A 15,914-nucleotide genomic window follows, 5' to 3' on the forward strand; every position below is an offset into this window, starting at 1 on the left:
GCGGGTCCTCTCGGCTAGGTGCGCGGCCGCTCCCGGCGGACGGTCACCTTCCGTCCCTTGATCGTGCTGGCCCGCAGCGCGGTGATGACCTCCTCGGCGGAACCGGCGGGCACCTCGACCAGGCTGAACCGCTCGGCGATCTCGATCGAGCCCACGTCGCGGCCGCGCAGCTCGGTCTCCCCTGCGATCGCGCCGACCAGGTCGCCGGGGCGCACGCCGGCGCTCCGGCCTGCGCCGATGAACAGCCGCGCCGTGTCACCGCCACCCGGCCGCGGCCGGGACGGCCGGCCCCGGTCGCCGTTCCCCTCGCGCTGCGGGCGCTCGGGCCGCAGCGTGACCTCGGGGATCTCCTCGTCGTCGTCGGGGCCGTTGGTGGCCTCGTGCGCCAGCTTGACCGCCGCCAGCGCCACCTCCATGACGTCGAACTCGTCGGTGAGCGTCTCGACGACGGCGCGGAAGCGCTCGAGGTCGTCACCGAGCAGGCTCTCCCGCAGCGCGGCGCGGGTCAGCTCCAGCCGGCGGGCGCGCAGGTCGGCGACCGTGGGCACCCGCTCGACGTGGATGGGCGCGCCGGTGACGCGCTCGATGGTCTTGAGCATCCGGTGCGCCCGCGGCTCGACCAGGGTGATCGCCACGCCCTCGCGCCCGGCCCGCCCGACCCGGCCGATGCGGTGGACGTAGGTCTCCGCCGCCGCCGGGACGTCGTAGTTGACGACGTGGGTGAGCTGCTCGACGTCGAGCCCGCGGGCGGCGACGTCGGTGGCCACCAGCAGCTCCGCGGTGCCGCCGCGCAGCCGGCCCATGACCCGGTCGCGCTGCTCCTGGCTCATGCCGCCGTGCAGCGCCTCGGCCCGGTAGCCGCGGCCGTTGAGCGTCTCGGTGAGGTCGTCGACCTCGTCGCGGGTGCGGCAGAAGACGATGGCCGCCGTCGGGCTCTCGACGTCGAGCACGCGGCCCAGCGCCGCGGGCTTGGCCGCGCGGGCGACGACGAACGCCGTCTGCCGGACCCGCGGCGCCTGGCCCTCGGTGGGCACCTCGCGGGCGACCTGGATGCGCAGCGGGTCGCGCAGGTGGCGGCGGGCCATGCTGTCGAGCCGGCGCGGCATCGTGGCGCTGAACAGCACCGTCTGGCGCTCCCCGGGCACCTCGACGAGCAGCGCCTCGAGGTCCTCCGCGAAGCCCATGTCGAGCATCTCGTCGGCCTCGTCGAGCACCACGGTGGCGACGCCGCCCAGGCGCAGGCTGCCGCGCTGCAGCAGGTCCAGCGCACGGCCGGGGGTGGCGACGACGACGTCGACCCCGGCTTCCAGCGCCCGCAGCTGGCGCGGGATCGGCTGGCCGCCGTAGACCGGCACCACGCGGGCGCCGAGGTCGCGGCCGTAGCGGTGCAGCGCCTCCGACACCTGGATGGCCAGCTCGCGGGTGGGCACCAGGACCAGCGCGAGCGGGTCGCCGCCGGGGCGGTCGTCGGGCAGCCGCTGCAGCACCGGCAGCGCGTAGGCCGCCGTCTTGCCGGTACCGGTGGCGGCCTGGCCGAGCAGGTCGCGCCCGGCCACCATCGGCGGGACGGCCTCGCGCTGGATCGGGGTGGGCTCCTCGTAACCGAGCCGGGTGAGCGCGGCGAGCAGTTCGGGACGCAGCCCGAGGTCGGCGAAGGTCGCCGTCTCCTCGTCCCCACCGGCCGCCGTCCGCTCGTCCCGAGCGGCCGCCGTGCCCACGTCGCTGGTCATGTCCTGATGGTCCCCCGAGGCGTGGGACGGCGCGGACCCCGGGGTCGCACCGGGGTGGTCGTCAGGCACCCGGGACGTGACCGCGGAGGGCGGTGGGCTTCTCGGAGCAGACGGTGCCCGGGTGGTCCCTGGAGTACCCGTAGCAGGGGATCTCCCGCCAGCCGGCGCTCCGGTGGAGCTGCAGCGCCTCCGGCTGCTCCGTGCCGGTCTCCAGGCGCAGCAGCCGGTGACCGCGCGAGTCGGCCGGCTCCTCGACGCGCTCCAGCAGGAGCCGTCCGATCCGGTGCCCACGCGCGCCGGGGTCGAGGTACATCCGCTCCACCTCGCCGATGCCGTCCTCCAGCGACCCCAGGGCCACGCACCCGACCGGGTGACCGTCCAGGCGTGAGCAGGCACACGGCTCGCGGACAGACACGGGCCCGCGTCGTCCACGCCGTAGCGGGCCGTCACCTCCCGCTCCTGGGCCGCCACTAGCCCCAGCAGGGCGGGGTCCTCGCTCGTCGTCACCTCGACGACCGGCTCCACGCACCGATCGTGCCGCCCCGCGCGGCCGTCCGTGGCACCCTCCCCCGGTGACCTCGACAGCGCCCCCCGACGACGACCTCTGCCTGCGCCCGGCCACCGAGCTGGCCGCGCTCGTGCGCGCGAAGGAGGTCTCCGCGCGGGAGCTCCTCGAGGCGCACCTGGCCCGCATCGAGCGGATCGACCCGCAGGTCAACGCCATCGTCACCCTCGACCCCGAGGGTGCCCGGGCCGCGGCCGACGCCGCCGACGCCGCCCTGGCCGCCGGGGAGGAGGTCGGCCCGCTGCACGGCCTCCCGGTGGCGCACAAGGACACCCACGCCACCGGCGGGATGCGGACGACGTGGGGCTCACCGCTGCACGCCGACACCGTCCCGGCGCGCGACGAGCTCGTCGTCGAGCGGCTGCGCCGCGCGGGGGCGGTGCGCGTGGGCAAGACCAACGTGCCGGAGTTCGCGGCCGGCTCGCACACCTTCAACCCGCTCTTCGGCGCCACCCACAACCCGTGGCGGCACGGGCTGTCGGCCGGCGGCTCCAGCGGCGGCGCGGCGGCCGCGCTGGCCGCGGGGCTGGTGCCGGTGGCCGAGGGCAGCGACATGGGCGGCTCGCTGCGCAACCCCGCGGCCTTCTGCGGCGTCGTCGGTCTGCGGCCCTCGCCCGGGCGGGTGCCGACCTGGCCGGCGGGCCTGGGCTGGGCGACGCTGTCGGTGCAGGGCCCCATGGGACGCACGGTCGGCGACGTCGCGCTGACCCTGTCGGCGATCGCCGGTCCCGACCCGCGGGTGCCCATCGCGCTGTCCGAGGACGGCGCCGGGTTCGCCGCCCCACGCCCGGCCGACCTGCGCGGCCTGCGGGTGGCCTGGGCGCCCGACCTCGGCGGGCTGGTACCGGTCGAGCCGGCCGTTCCCGAGGTGCTGGCCGGGCTGCTGCCGCAGCTCGAGGCGCAGGGCGCCGTCGTCGAGGAGGCCTGCCCCGACCTCCGCGAGGCCGACGAGGTCTTCGGCACGCTGCGGGCGTGGCTGTTCGAGGCCACCTTCGGCGACGTCGTCCGCCGCTCGCCGGAGCAGGTCAAGGAGGCCATCCGCCGCAACGCCGCCCGCGGCGCGGCGCTCAGCGGTGCCGACGTCGCCCGCGCCGAGCTGGCCCACACCCGGCTGCACGAGCAGGTGGTCGGGTTCTTCGACCGCTACGACGTGCTGCTGGCACCGACCACCCAGGTGCTGCCCTTCCCCGTCGAGCAGGAGTACCCGACGGAGGTGGCCGGGGTGCCGCAGGAGGACTACCTCGGCTGGATGCGCTCCTGCACGCTCATCTCGGCCACCGGGTGCCCCGCCCTGTCGCTCCCCGGCGGGTACACCGCCGACGGCCTCCCCGTGGGGCTGCAGGTGGTCGCCGCGCCACGGGCGGACCTTCGCCTGCTGGAGATGGCCGCCGCGGTCGAGCAGGTCACCGGACCGGCCCGCCGCCCGCCGCTCTGACGCCGTCTGCGGCTCTCTAACGCCGCAGCTAGAGAGCCGCAGACGAGGTCATCGAAACCGGGCCACCCGAGGCGATGGCGGGGCGACGGGGACGCCGGAGGACTCCTCCAGCACGTCGGCGGCCGAGCCGACGATCAGCGGATCGGGGTCGCCGACGACGTCGCAGTCCTTGCCCTCGTAGTCCAGCCGGCACAGCACGTGCCGCATCGCCTCGAGGCGGGCGCGCTTCTTGTCGTTGCTCTTGATGACCGTCCACGGCGCGTGCTGGGTGTCGGTGTGGAGGAACATCGCCTCCTTGGCCTCGGTGTAGGCGTCCCACTTGTCGAGGCTGGCCAGGTCGGTGGGCGAGAGCTTCCACTGCCGCACGGGGTCGATCTGGCGGACGACGAAGCGGGTCCGCTGCTCACCGCGGGAGACCGAGAACCACAACTTGAACAGCCGGATGCCGCTGGCCACGAACATCCGCTCGAGCTCGGGGGCCTGCAGCAGGAACTGCTGGTACTGCTCCTCGGTGCAGTAGCCCATGACCCGCTCGACGCCGGCGCGGTTGTACCAGGAGCGGTCGAACAGCACGATCTCCCCGGCGGCGGGCAGGTGCTGCACGTAGCGCTGGAAGTACCACTGGGCCCGCTCGCGCTCCGAGGGCTTGTCCAGCGCGACCACGCTGGCGCCGCGTGGGTTGAGGTGCTCGGTGAAGCGCTTGATCGTGCCGCCCTTGCCCGCGGCGTCGCGCCCCTCGCAGACGATGACCAGCCGCTGGCCGGTCTCCTTCACCCAGCCCTGCAGCTTGAGCAGCTCGATCTGCAGCCGGCGCTTCTCGATCTCGTACTCCCGGCGCTCCATGCGCTCGGTGTAGGGATAGCCCTCGCGCCACGTCTCGACCAGCGCGCCGTCGGGGCCGAAGAGCTGGCGGTCGTCGTCCCAGTCCTCGTCGCTGTTCTCGTCGGGGAGGGCGTTGAGCCGCCAGCGGCTGAGGTCGAGGACCTCGGCCTCCTTCGGCGCCTCGGTGGTGGTGCGGGACGGTTCCCCGTCGAACGTCTCGGCGTCCTCGCTGTGGGCGAGCGTGTCGGGCTGCACGGGGTCCCCCTCCGGGCGGGTCACGGACGGGCTCGTCCGTACCCCCCTCGGCGGACGGACAGTCCCGGGACGGCTCTCAGACCGGCGCGCCGGACTCCAGCACGTGCGCGACCGCGTACTCGGCGAGTGCGGCCAGGGCCCGCGCGTCGTGTCCCGGCTGGAGCGCGGACAGCAGGTGGACCTCCAGGACCCCGCTCCCGGCCGGGCGGACGGCCACCGGGCAGACGGCGGCCTGGGCGTCGACGGCGGGGGCGAGGGCACGGGCGCGGAACCGGCCGGGGTCGTCCGCGCCGGCCGCGCCACCGGGGTGCGCGGTCACCGTGGCGCCGGCGCGCAGCAGCGCGGTGACCTGGGCGCGGACGGCGCCGCTGCCGTCGTCGACCAGCAGCCCGCCGCGGCGGGCCAGCGAGCGCAGCAGCGGACGGGCGGCCAGCGCGGCGTCGACCACCGGCGTGCCGGGCACGACGGTGGCCAGGGCCAGCACGTCGGCCCAGCCGGCGGCGTTGGCCACCACCAGCCGCGGGCCGCGCGGCCAGGCGACCGGCGGGTTCACGACCCGGACGCGCAGGCCCTGCGCCAGGAGCAGGTCGGCGGCGGTGCACACCCGCAGCCGCTGCTGGCGGCGGTCGCCGCCCCAGGTCGCGGTGGCGGCGCGGACGGCGGTCCGGGCGAGCACCGGCGTCATCGCGCTGCGGGCAGGTGCAGCGCTGCGGGCAGGAGCAGAGGTGTGCGGAGACGAGGTGTGCGGAGACGAGGTGCGGACGGGGGTCGGCGTGCCGTGGTCCATCGGTCCTCCCGGCGGCGGACGAGCTGTCCGCACGCCAGGGTCGGGTGCCCAGGTGTCCGCCGGATGACGGCGGCGCGGAGACCGGAGGTCGATCCGGGGAACCCGTCGGCACGTGCCGGGACCCCGGGACCGGCGATCGCCGGCCCCCGGGCCCCGGGGGGTGCGTCAGTCGAACAGCACCGAGGACACCACGTCGTACAGGTGGGTGTTCGGGTAGTAGCCGGTCAGGTCCTCGCTGCCCGGCCCCTCCGCGGTGACGACGGTCGGGACGCCGGTGTGCGAGGTCGTCGTCCAGTCGAGGGCGAAGTCGTACGCGCCGCCGGTGCCGGCGACGACGAACGGGCCGTCCTCACCGGACTCGGTCTCGCCCGCGATCGACGGGTCGAGCGTGCCCCCGGGGCCGCTCTCGTCATCGGCGTCGACGTCCTCGATGGTCAGGCCGCCGCACTCGTGGTCGCCGGTGACGATCAGCAGCGTGTCGGGGTGCTCGGCGACGTAGGCCCGGGCGACCTCGACGGCGTCGTCGAGGGAGCGCATGGACTCCAGCATCCGGGTGCCGTTGTTGTTGTGGCTCATCTCGTCCACGGCCTCCTCCTCGACGAGGAGGAAGAAGCCGTCCTCGTCCTGGGAGAGGACCTCGAGGGCCCGGGTGGTCATGTCGGCGAGCGAGACGACCGGGTCGAACTCGTCGCCCTGCCCCTCGGGACGCTGCTGGAACATCTCCTCGTTGGCGAACAGCCCGAGCAGCAGGTCGGAGTCGGCGGCGGCGAACTCCTCCGCGGTGCTGACGTACTCGTAGCCGAGCCCCTCGGCCTGCGCGACGAGGTCGCCCTGCGTGCTTCGGGACACCTCCGGGTCCTCCTCGTCGCCGGCCCGCGGTGGGTAGGTGCCCTCGTCGCCGGCGGGCAGCCACCAGTCCTCGCCGCCGCCGAGGATGACCTCCGGTCGGCTGACCTCCAGGTACTGGCGGGCGATGTCGTCCTGCGCGGCGCGGTCGGTGCTGTTGGCGAAGAACGCCGCGGGCGAGGCGTCGGTGACCTGTGCGGTGGTCACGATCCCGCCGGCCAGCCCCGCCTCCTCGGCCTGCTGTCCCAGGGTGGGCAGGGGGTTGCCGTCGACGTCGACGCTGATCGCGCCGTTGTAGGTCTTCACCCCGGTGGCCCAGGCCGACGCCGAGGCCGCGGAGTCGGTGACCGTGTCCTCGGGGTCGCGCGCGTCGGTGGTCTGCAGTCCGGCGATCGGCAGCCGGTCCATGGCCAGCTGGCCGTCGAAGCCCTCCTGGTCCAGGCGCCCGGCCTCGCGGTGGGTGGCGCCCATGCCGTCGCCGTTGACGAAGATGACGCTGCGCGGTTGCCCGTGGGCGTTGCCGTGCCCGTTCCCGTAGCCGCTGCCGTGCCCGGGCCCGGCGAATGCCCCGCTGAACGGGAGGAGCGCCAGCGAGCCGCCCGCCACCGCGACCACGGTGACCGTCCGCAGCCGTCGTGTCCTCGTCGTGGTCATGGCCGTCCTCTCGTCGCCCGGTCCCCGGCCCGGCACGTGCCGGCCGGGGATGCCCCCACCGTGCGGTGTGACGTGCGTCACCGTGGGCAGGCGCCGGGAGTGTCCCGGCCGTGTCGCGGCCGGTCCGGGCAGCCCGTGACGGACCGGTTCCGTACAGCGACCGTCCAGCCGTCTCCCAGCCGCCCGGACCCCCCGGGACGCGCTCTCAGCGGCGGCGCAGGCCCCGCAGGGTCCGGACGGCGACCAGCAGCTCGGGTAGCTCGTGCCGGTCGCCGGCGGCGATGTCGGCGAGCTGGGCGGCCGCCCGGCGCTGCGCGGGCTCCCAGCCCTCCACCCAGGCGCCCACCAGCGACGCGGCGTCGGTGAGGGTGGCCGGGCCGCTCCCTCGCACGGCCAGCACCTCCACGGCGAGCTCGGCCTGCTCGGCGGCGAGGTCGTCGCGCAGGGCGGCGCGCGCCATCGACGGCCAGCGGCGGTCCCGGGGCAGCGCGGTGACCAGCTCGCGCAGCGGCACCACCGACAGCCGCTCGGCCAGCTCCTGCGCCACCCGCCCGGCCAGCTCGATCGGCGCACCGGTCCGCTCGGCGACGACGGCGAGGTCCAGCGACGCCGGCAGCAGCGGCGCGGCCGCCACCTCCCCCGCCAGCTCGGCGGGCACGCCCGAGGCCTGCAGCCGCTGCGCCCGCTCGGCGTACGCGGCGGCCTCGTGGCCGAGCAGCCAGCCCGGCAGGCCGCTGCGCACCGCCGCGACGGGCGCGGCGAACCGGTCGGTCACCGCGGTGATCCCGGCCGGGGGCCGGCTGCCGAGCTCCGGCAGCCGCAGCAGCCAGCGCGCCGCCCGCTCGGCCAGCCGGGTCGCCTCGGTGCGCAGCTCCACCTGCACCGGAGCGGGCACCCGGTTGTCCAGCGGCCGGACGGCGTCCCACAGCCGGTCGACGTCGAACACCGCCCGGGCCACCGCGTGCGCCCGGACGACGGCCGCCAGGTCCAGGCCGGTCTCCTCCGTGAGGCGGAACAGGCCGGTCACCCCGGCGGTGTTCACCGCCCGGTTGGTCAGCGCGGTGGCCACGATCTCCCGGCGCAGCGGGTGCGTGTCGACCGCCTCGGGGAACCGCTCGCGCAGCGCGGCCGGGAAGTAGTCGCGCAGCAGCCGGGCCAGGGCGGGGTCGTCGGGCAGGTCGGAGCGCAGGACGGCGGCGTCCACCTCGAGCTTGGCGTAGGCGAGCAGCACCGACAGCTCCGGGCTGGTCAGCGCCTGACCGTCGCGGCGCCGCTGCGCCAGCGCGCGGTCGTCGGGCAGCGCCTCGACGGCGCGGGACAGCCGCCCGGAGCGCTCCAGTGCCCGGAGGTACCGCTCGTGCGCGTCGAGCAGGCTCCGCGCGGAGGTGGCCTCCGTGGCGAGCGCGGCGTTCTGCGCGTGGTTGTCGGTGAGGACGGCGACGGCGACCTCGTCGGTCATGTCGGCGAGCAGCGCGGCCCGGCCCCCGGCGTCGAGCTCCCCGGCGCCCACGACCCCGTTGAGCGCGATCTTGATGTTGACCTCGTGGTCGGAGGTGTCCACGCCCGCGGAGTTGTCGATGGCGTCGGTGTTCACGCGGCCACCGGCCAGGGCGTACTCCACCCGCCCGCGCTGGGTGAGGCCGAGGTTGCCGCCCTCCCCCACCACGCGCACGCGCAGCTGGCCGCCGTCGACGCGGACGGCGTCGTTGGCCTTGTCCCCGACGTCGACGTGGCTCTCGGTCGCGGCCTTGACGTAGGTGCCGATGCCGCCGTTGAACAGCAGGTCCACCGGGGCGAGCAGGACCGCGCGGATCAGCTCGACCGGCGAGAGGGTGTCGACGCCGGCGTCGAGACCGAGCGCGGCCCGCATCGGCTCGCTGACCGGCACCGCCTTCGCCGTCCGCGGCCACACGCCGCCGCCGGGGCTGATCAGCGCGGGGTCGTAGTCGGCCCACGACGAGCGCGGCAGGTCGAACAGCCGCCGCCGCTCGGCGAACGACGCGGCGGCGTCGGGGGTGGGGTCGACGAATACGTGCCGGTGGTCGAAGGCGGCCACCAGGCGGATGTGCTCGCTGAGCAGCATCCCGTTGCCGAACACGTCGCCGGACATGTCGCCGATGCCGACGACGGTGAACTCCTGGCTCTGCACGTCGACGTCGAGCTCGCGGAAGTGGCGGGTCACCGACTCCCAGGCGCCGCGGGCGGTGATGCCCATGGCCTTGTGGTCGTAGCCGACCGAGCCGCCGGAGGCGAAGGCGTCACCGAGCCAGAAGCCCCGCTCGATCGCCACGGAGTTGGCCAGGTCGGAGAAGGTCGCCGTCCCCTTGTCCGCGGCGACGACGAGGTAGGCGTCGTCGCCGTCGTGGCGGACCACCCGCGGTGGCGGCACGACCTCGCCGCCGACCAGGTTGTCGGTCAGCGACAGCAGGGCGCCGATGAACAGCCGGTAGCAGGCCTGGCCCTCGGCCTGGACCTCCTCGCGGGAGGCGCCCTCCGGGAGCGGGTTGCGGACGACGAAGCCGCCCTTGGCGCCGGTGGGCACGATGACGGTGTTCTTGACCATCTGCGCCTTGACCAGCCCGAGGACCTCGGTGCGCAGGTCCTCGCGCCGGTCGGACCAGCGCAGCCCGCCGCGCGCGACCGCGCCGAAACGCAGGTGCACGCCCATCACCCGCGGGGAGCTGACGAACACCTCGCGGGCCGGGCGCGGCTCGGGGAGGTCGGGGACGGCGTGCGGGTCGAGCTTGATCGCCAGCGGCGGGGCGGGCACGCCGCCGGACGCCGCGTAGTAGGTGGTGCGCTGGGTGGCGGTGACGGCGGCCAACAGGCTGGTGAGGACACGGTCGGCGTCGAGGGTGTCGACCCGGCCGATCGCCTCCCGCAGCGAGGCGGCGAGGTCCTCCTGCCGCTGGGTGCGCCCGGACTCGCGGTCGGGTGAGAAGCGGGTCTCGAACAGCGCCACCAGCCGGGCGACGACGTCGGGGTGCGCGGCCAGCGTCGTCTCCACGTAGCGCTGGCCGAAGGGCAGGCCGGCCTGGCGCAGCCACTGCACGTAGGCGCGCACCACGGTCACCTGCCGCCAGTTGAGCCCGGCCAGCAGCACCAGCGCGCCCAGGCCGTCGTCCTCGGCCTCGCCGCGCCATACGGCGGCGACCGCCTCGGTGAACCGCTCGGGCAGCGACCCGGGGAAGGGCAGCTCCCCGCCGGGCGCGGTGAGCCCGAAGTCGTAGATCCAGGCCGGCGGGGCGCCGATCCGGTCGATCTCGTAGGGCCGCTCGTCGACGACGTCGACGCCCATGTTCTGCAGCACCGGCAGCACGTCGGAGAGCAGCAGCCGCTCCCCCACCCGGTAGACGGTCAGCCGCGGCTCGCCGGCGTCGGCCCCGGGCGGGCGGTGCAGCCGCAGGCCCAGCTCGCCGGGCCGCAGCCCGTCGAGGCGGGCGAGGTCCTCGACGGCCGTCGTCGCCGGGAAGTCCTCCTGGTAGGCGGCGGGGAACGCGTCGGCGACGCGGGCGAGCACCTGCTCGGTGCCGTCGCCGTGGCGGGCGGCCAGCGCCTCGGCGAGGTCGTCGAACCAGCTGCGGGCGACGGCGGCGAGCTCCTGCTGCAGCGCGTCGGCGTCGACGTCGGGCAGCGCGGGCGTCCCACCCCGGCCCACCGGCACCCGGACCACGAAGTGCAGCCGGGCCAGCACCGACTCGGTGGAGCGGGCGGTGAACTCGATGTCGCGCCCGCCGAGCCGGGACAGCAGCAGCTGCTGCATCGCCAGCCGGACCTCGGTCGTGTAGCGGTCGCGGGGCAGGTAGACCAGCGCCGACCAGAACCGGCCGAAGGGGTCGCGGCGCAGGAAGAGCCGGGTCTGGCGGCGCTCCTGCAGGTAGAGCACGGACAGCGCCACGGGCAGCAGCTCGGCGGCCGGCGCCTGGAACAGCTCGTCGCGCGGGAGGGTGTCCAGGACGTCGACGAGCGTCTTGCCGGTGTGGCTGTCGGCCGGGACCCCGGACCCCTCGACCACCGCGGCGACCCGGCGGCGGACCAGCGGCACGTCGCGGACGCCGGCGGCGGACGCCGTGCCGGGGAACAGCCCGACGAACCGGTGCTGTCGGGCCGGGCGGTCGCCGTCGGCGGGCACGGTGACCGCGACCAGGTCCAGCCAGGCACGGCGGTGCACCGTGGAGCGGATGTCGGCCTTGGTGACGGTCACCAGCGAGGGGCCGAGCGGGCCGGCGGCCTCGGGCATCGCCGCGGCGGTGTCGCTGCGCAGCACGCCCAGGCCGGTGCCGGGGACGGCACGCACGGTGTCGCCGACCTCGACGTCGCGGGCACCGAGGAAGACGAAGTTGCCGTCGGCCAGCCAGCGCAGCAGCGCGGCGGCCTCGGCGGGGTCGTCGGCCGGGTCCGCGCCGTCGGCCGGTTCCGGGGTGCCGCCCTGCTCCTCCAGGCGGGTGGCCAGCTCCAGGGCGCGGGCGGCGGTGCGCGGGGCGTCCTCGTCGACCGCGCGCACGTCGGCGAGGACGGTGCGCAGCCCGGTCGCCAGGTCGCCGGCGGCCTCGTCGTCGAGCGGGCCGTCCAGGACGACGGCCATCCAGGACTCGGCCAGCGCGTCGGGGCCGCAGGCCGCGGCGGCGGTGCCGGGGCTGTCGCAGAAGGCGCGCAGTCCGCCGGAGACGTCCCGGCGGACGACGACGACCGGGTGGACGACGTGCTGCAGGCCCGCGCCCTGGCGGACCACCTCGGCGGTCACCGAGTCGACGAGGAACGGCATGTCGTCGGTGACGACGAGCAGCAGTCCCCGCCCGTCGGCCAGCCGCTCCACGACGACCGTGGCCGAGCCCTGCGGGCGGACGCCGGCCAGGCGCAGGTGGCGCAGCGCGAGCGCGGCGAGGTCGGCCGGGCCGTGCCCGAGGACCTCGGCGGCCGGCTCGCTCCAGTAGTAGCGCCGCAGCAGGGCCGGGAGGTCCGCGGTGCCGCAGCCGGCGGGCAGGCCCTCGTCCAGCGAGCCCGCCGCGGCGTCGGCCGCCTCGGCCAGCAGCGCCCGCTTGCGGTCGTTGGCCTCCTCGAGGGCGACCAGCGCGGGCGGGAGGTCCTCCGGTCGGCCGGGGACGACGGTGTCCGCGCCGGTGGTGCTCATGCCTCCGACGCTAGTCGACGGACCCCCTGCCCCCCACCGGGGAAGGACCCCGCTGGGCCGGACTCAGCCGCGGTCGAGGACCTGGTCGGCGACCCAGCCGACGACGGCGAGCACGAGCCCGCCGAGGACCGCGGTGCCGAAGCCGTCGACCGACAGGCGGTCCGACAGCGCGGCGGTCAGGCCGAGCAGCGCGGCGTTCACGATCAGCAGGAACAGCCCGAGGCTGAGCAGGATCGCCGGGAAGGACAGGAAGCGCAGGACCGGCCCGACGATCGCGTTGACCACCGCGAAGACCAGCGCCACCCACAGGAACGTGCCGCTGACACCGAGCGCACCGTTCTCGTTGCCCTCGATGTCGATGCCGGGCAGCAACCGGGTGAGGCCGTAGAAGGCCAGGGCCATGACGACGACCTTGAGCGCGAACCTGATCACGGTCGCCACGCTAGCGGCGCAGCCTGTGAGCGACCGTCGTCTGGGTCCGTCTAGGGCTCTCTCGCGTCGGCGCTAGAGGACCGCAGCCCGTCCACGACACGGCGCCGCGGTGCTCACCAGGCGCCGAGGGTCGTCCCGCAGGCCGCGGGGACCGCCGTGGACGGGTGGTGATCACCCCCGGGTCGTCCGCGCGGCGTCAGGACACCGGCGTCTGCGTGTAGAGCGCGAGCCGCCAGCGGATGCCGTCGCGCACGTAGAGGCTCGTCATGGCCCCGGTGAACGGCTCGCCGTCCTCGTCGCGCCAGGCCCGCCCGGTGTAGACGAGCGCCGCGGCGTCGCCGCCGGCCGGCACGACGCGGACGTCGGCCAGGTCGAAGTGGTGCCAGGGCGGGGACGCCTCGAGCGCCACGACGACGGCGTCCCGGTCCATCACGGCGCCGCTGGCCAGCACCATGACGCCGTCGTCGGTCATGACCTCGCCGTAGAAGGCGGCCGCGGTCCCGTCGCACAGCGCCTCCCAGCCGCGCCGTTCGAGGGTCAGCAGGTCCTGGTGAACGTCGTCGTCGTCCATGCCCGGGGACCCTGGCCCGGTCCGTCGCCGGCGTCCAGCCCGTGCCCGCCGGTCAGCGCAGCGGCAGGGCGTCGGAGACGAGGAAGAGGCCGAGCAGGAACAGCACCCAGGCCGTCGTCTCGCCGGCGTTGCGGGACATCCACGCCTCGATGCGGGCGAGGGCGGGCGTGAGCCGGTCGTGCAGTGCCGCCCGGACGGCGAGCAGGACCAGCGCCGGCAGGACCATGACCACGCAGTAGCCGGCCAGCACCGCGACGGTGGGTACGACCCCGACGCCGGAGGTCGCGAGGAGGGCGATCGCGGCGAGGTAGGGGACCATCGACGCCGCCTCGATACCCACCGCGGTCGCCGCGAGGACCATGACCGCGCCGGGCGGGCCCTCCCCGCGCGCGCGGTCGCGCCAGCGCGCGAGACGGCCGGGCCCGCGGGCGGCGCGGGCGGCCCGTCGCCTCTCCTTGCCGGCCCGCGTCCACGGCTCGACGGTCAGCCCGAGCACGACCAGCACGATCCCGGCGACGAGCTGGGCGACGCGGCCGGCGGCGCCCTCCAGCGCCACCCGCAGCGGGTCGAGCACCTGCCCGGCTCCCAGCACGAGGGCGACGCCGAGCAGGAGGTAGGCGCCGGCCACGGTCGAGAGGAACAGCAGCACCCGGCCGGCCCTCACGCGGCCCGGCGCGAGCATCAGCCACAGCGGCAGGACCAGCGTGCCGACGCTCGTGCTGTCGATCAGGGCCAGCCCCGCCAGGGCCAGCAGCACCGCGGGCTCCACGTCGCCTCCCCTGGTCTTGGCAGCACGGGTGTGCTGCCAAGATCTAAACTAGCACAGTCGTGCTACAACGACGCCGTGCCGAGGACCGTGGACGCCGCGGAGCGCCGCCGGGAGATCGCCGCCGCCGTCTGGCGGGTGATCCGCCGCGACGGCGTGCAGGGCGCGTCCGTGCGCGCCGTCGCCCGCGAGGCGGGGACGTCGATGGGCGCGCTCCGGCACTGGTTCGCCACCCAGGACGAGCTGCTGCACTTCGCGATGACCCTCGTGATCGAGCACGCGCGGGCGCGGGTCGCGGCCGTGGTGGCCGGCGCCACGCCCGACGCCCGTCTCGTGCTCCGGGTGCTGGAGGAGACCCTCCCGCTCGACGACGGGCGGCGGGCCGAGGCCGAGGTGTGGCTCGCACTCACCGCGCGCGCCCTCACCGCCCCCACCCTCGCCGCCCTGCGCGACCGCTCCGCCGAGGACCTGCTCGCGCTCTGCCGGTGGGTGCTCACCGTGCTGGCCGACGCCGGCGACCTGCGGCCCGGCTCGGACCCGTCACTGGAGGCCGAGCGCCTGTACGCCGTCCTCGACGGGCTGGCCGTGCACGCCGTCACCCGCCCGTCCGCCCTGCCGGTCGGGCGTGTGCGGCAGGTGCTCGCCGCCCACCTCGACGACCTGCGCGACACGCGCTAGGCCGTTCTACCGATCTCTACCGGCACGGCTAGACGAGGCCATACGGTGCTCGACGTGGACCCCGTCCGGAACCCCTACGCGCCCGGCGCCGGCCAGCGCCCGCCCGAGCTGGCCGGCCGCGACGACGAGCTGTCGGCCTTCGACGTCGTCCTGGAGCGGATCGCCCGGGGCCGCCCCGAGCGCTCGCTGGTGCTCACCGGGCTGCGCGGCGTGGGCAAGACGGTGCTGCTCAACCAGCTGCGGTCGGCGGCGATCAGCCGCGGGTGGGGCACCGGGAAGATCGAGGCGCGGCCGGACCAGTCACTGCGCCGGCCGGTCTCCTCGGCACTGCACATGGCACTGCGCGAGCTGCGCCATCCCGACCAGGACTCCATGGACGCCGTCCTCGGCACGGTCAAGGCCTTCGCCCAGCGGCTCACGCCGTCCGACGCCAGGCTGCGCGACCGATGGCAGCCGGGCATCGACGTCCCGGCGACCACCGGCCGCGCCGACTCCGGCGACATGGAGATCGACCTGGTCGAGCTGCTCAGCGACGCCGCGGGGCTGGCCGCCGACGTCGGCCGCGGCGTGGCGCTGTTCATCGACGAGATGCAGGACGTGCAGGCCGCCGACGTCTCGGCCATCTGCGCGGCGTGCCACGAGCTGTCCCAGCAGGGCGCACCGCTGATCGTCGTCGGCGCGGGGCTCCCCCACCTGCCGGCGGTGCTGTCGGCGTCGAAGAGCTACTCCGAGCGGCTGTTCCGCTACCTGCGCATCGACCGGCTGGACCGGCCCGCCGCCGACCGGGCGCTGCTGGCCCCCGCCGAGCGCGAGGAGGTCACCTTCGAGCCGGCCGCCCTCGACGCCCTGTACGCGGCCGCCGACGGCTACCCGTACTTCGTGCAGGCCTACGGGAAGGTCACCTGGGACGTCGCGGCGGCCTCCCCCATCACCGCCGGCGACGTCGCGATGGCCGCTCCGGTGGCCGAGGCCGAGCTGGCGGTCGGCTTCTTCGGCTCGCGCTACGACCGCGCCACCCCGGCCGAGCGCGAGTACATGCACGCGATGGCCGAGCTCGGCGGCCCGGCCGGCACCCCGGTGGCGACGTCGGAGGTGGCCGCCACGCTGGGCCGCAAGCCGGCGTCGCTGTCCCCCGCGCGCGACTCGCTGATCAAGAAGGGGCTGGTCTACTCCGCCGAGCGCGGCCAGATCGCCTTCACCGTCCCCCACTTCGGCCGCTACCTGCTGCGCCACCCCGACTGA

General features: G+C 75.8%; 12 protein-coding genes. 3 read left to right on the top strand and 9 right to left on the bottom strand.

Going from position 1 to position 15,914, the window contains the following annotated elements:
- Positions 1–14: 14 nt before the first annotated feature.
- Together BM414_RS25965 and BM414_RS31540 are read right to left on the bottom strand one after the other, a co-directional pair.
- Complete coding sequence (locus BM414_RS25965; protein WP_093584378.1) at positions 15–1,730, bottom strand: DEAD/DEAH box helicase; 1,716 nt, start codon at positions 1,728–1,730, stop codon at positions 15–17.
- A gap of 61 nt (positions 1,731–1,791) precedes the next feature.
- Positions 1,792–2,352 (bottom strand): GNAT family N-acetyltransferase, encoded by a 561-nt coding sequence (locus BM414_RS31540; RefSeq protein WP_093584380.1) that lies wholly within the window; start codon positions 2,350–2,352, stop codon positions 1,792–1,794.
- Here BM414_RS31540 and BM414_RS25975 point away from each other — a divergent pair.
- On the top strand, positions 2,303–3,730 hold the full coding sequence (locus BM414_RS25975) for an amidase (RefSeq protein WP_093584381.1): 1,428 nt from the start codon (positions 2,303–2,305) through the stop codon (positions 3,728–3,730). The two genes, BM414_RS31540 and BM414_RS25975, sit on opposite strands and share 50 nt — an antisense overlap.
- A 48-nt stretch (positions 3,731–3,778) precedes the next feature.
- Here BM414_RS25975 and ppk2 read toward each other — a convergent pair whose 3' ends face one another.
- The 7 genes from ppk2 to BM414_RS26010 form a co-directional block, all read right to left on the bottom strand.
- Complete coding sequence (ppk2, locus tag BM414_RS25980) at positions 3,779–4,831, bottom strand: polyphosphate kinase 2 (RefSeq protein WP_245785003.1); 1,053 nt, start codon at positions 4,829–4,831, stop codon at positions 3,779–3,781.
- A 52-nt stretch (positions 4,832–4,883) separates the two neighbouring features.
- Complete coding sequence (locus tag BM414_RS29765; RefSeq protein WP_093584382.1) at positions 4,884–5,483, bottom strand: lysophospholipid acyltransferase family protein; 600 nt, start codon at positions 5,481–5,483, stop codon at positions 4,884–4,886.
- Positions 5,484–5,759: 276 nt separating this feature from the next.
- Positions 5,760–7,094, bottom strand: a complete 1,335-nt coding sequence (locus BM414_RS25990; RefSeq protein WP_093584383.1) for an alkaline phosphatase — start codon at positions 7,092–7,094, stop codon at positions 5,760–5,762.
- Between the two features lie 205 nt (positions 7,095–7,299).
- Positions 7,300–12,225, bottom strand: coding sequence for an NAD-glutamate dehydrogenase (locus BM414_RS25995; RefSeq protein WP_093584384.1), 4,926 nt, complete (start codon positions 12,223–12,225; stop codon positions 7,300–7,302).
- A gap of 63 nt (positions 12,226–12,288) precedes the next feature.
- Positions 12,289–12,657: a phage holin family protein gene (locus BM414_RS26000; protein ID WP_093584433.1), complete on the bottom strand. Its 369-nt coding sequence runs from the start codon at positions 12,655–12,657 to the stop codon at positions 12,289–12,291.
- 196 nt (positions 12,658–12,853) lie between these two features.
- The gene (locus tag BM414_RS26005) at positions 12,854–13,228 is read right to left on the bottom strand and encodes a nuclear transport factor 2 family protein (RefSeq protein ID WP_093584385.1); all 375 of its coding nucleotides are present in this window, start codon (positions 13,226–13,228) and stop codon (positions 12,854–12,856) included.
- A gap of 52 nt (positions 13,229–13,280) precedes the next feature.
- A complete protein-coding gene (locus BM414_RS26010) occupies positions 13,281–13,997 on the bottom strand; it encodes a GAP family protein (RefSeq protein WP_093584387.1) in 717 nt (238 codons plus the stop codon).
- 75 nt (positions 13,998–14,072) lie between these two features.
- Between BM414_RS26010 and BM414_RS26015 the strand changes: the two genes are divergently transcribed.
- Both BM414_RS26015 and BM414_RS26020 read left to right on the top strand, forming a co-directional pair.
- A complete protein-coding gene (locus BM414_RS26015) occupies positions 14,073–14,672 on the top strand; it encodes a TetR/AcrR family transcriptional regulator (RefSeq protein ID WP_093584390.1) in 600 nt (199 codons plus the stop codon).
- A 54-nt stretch (positions 14,673–14,726) separates the two neighbouring features.
- On the top strand, positions 14,727–15,914 hold the full coding sequence (locus BM414_RS26020) for an ATP-binding protein (protein WP_093584434.1): 1,188 nt from the start codon (positions 14,727–14,729) through the stop codon (positions 15,912–15,914).

Source organism: Geodermatophilus amargosae (assembly GCF_900116515.1).
In the GTDB taxonomy this organism is placed as follows: Bacteria; Actinomycetota; Actinomycetes; order Mycobacteriales; family Geodermatophilaceae; genus Geodermatophilus; species Geodermatophilus amargosae.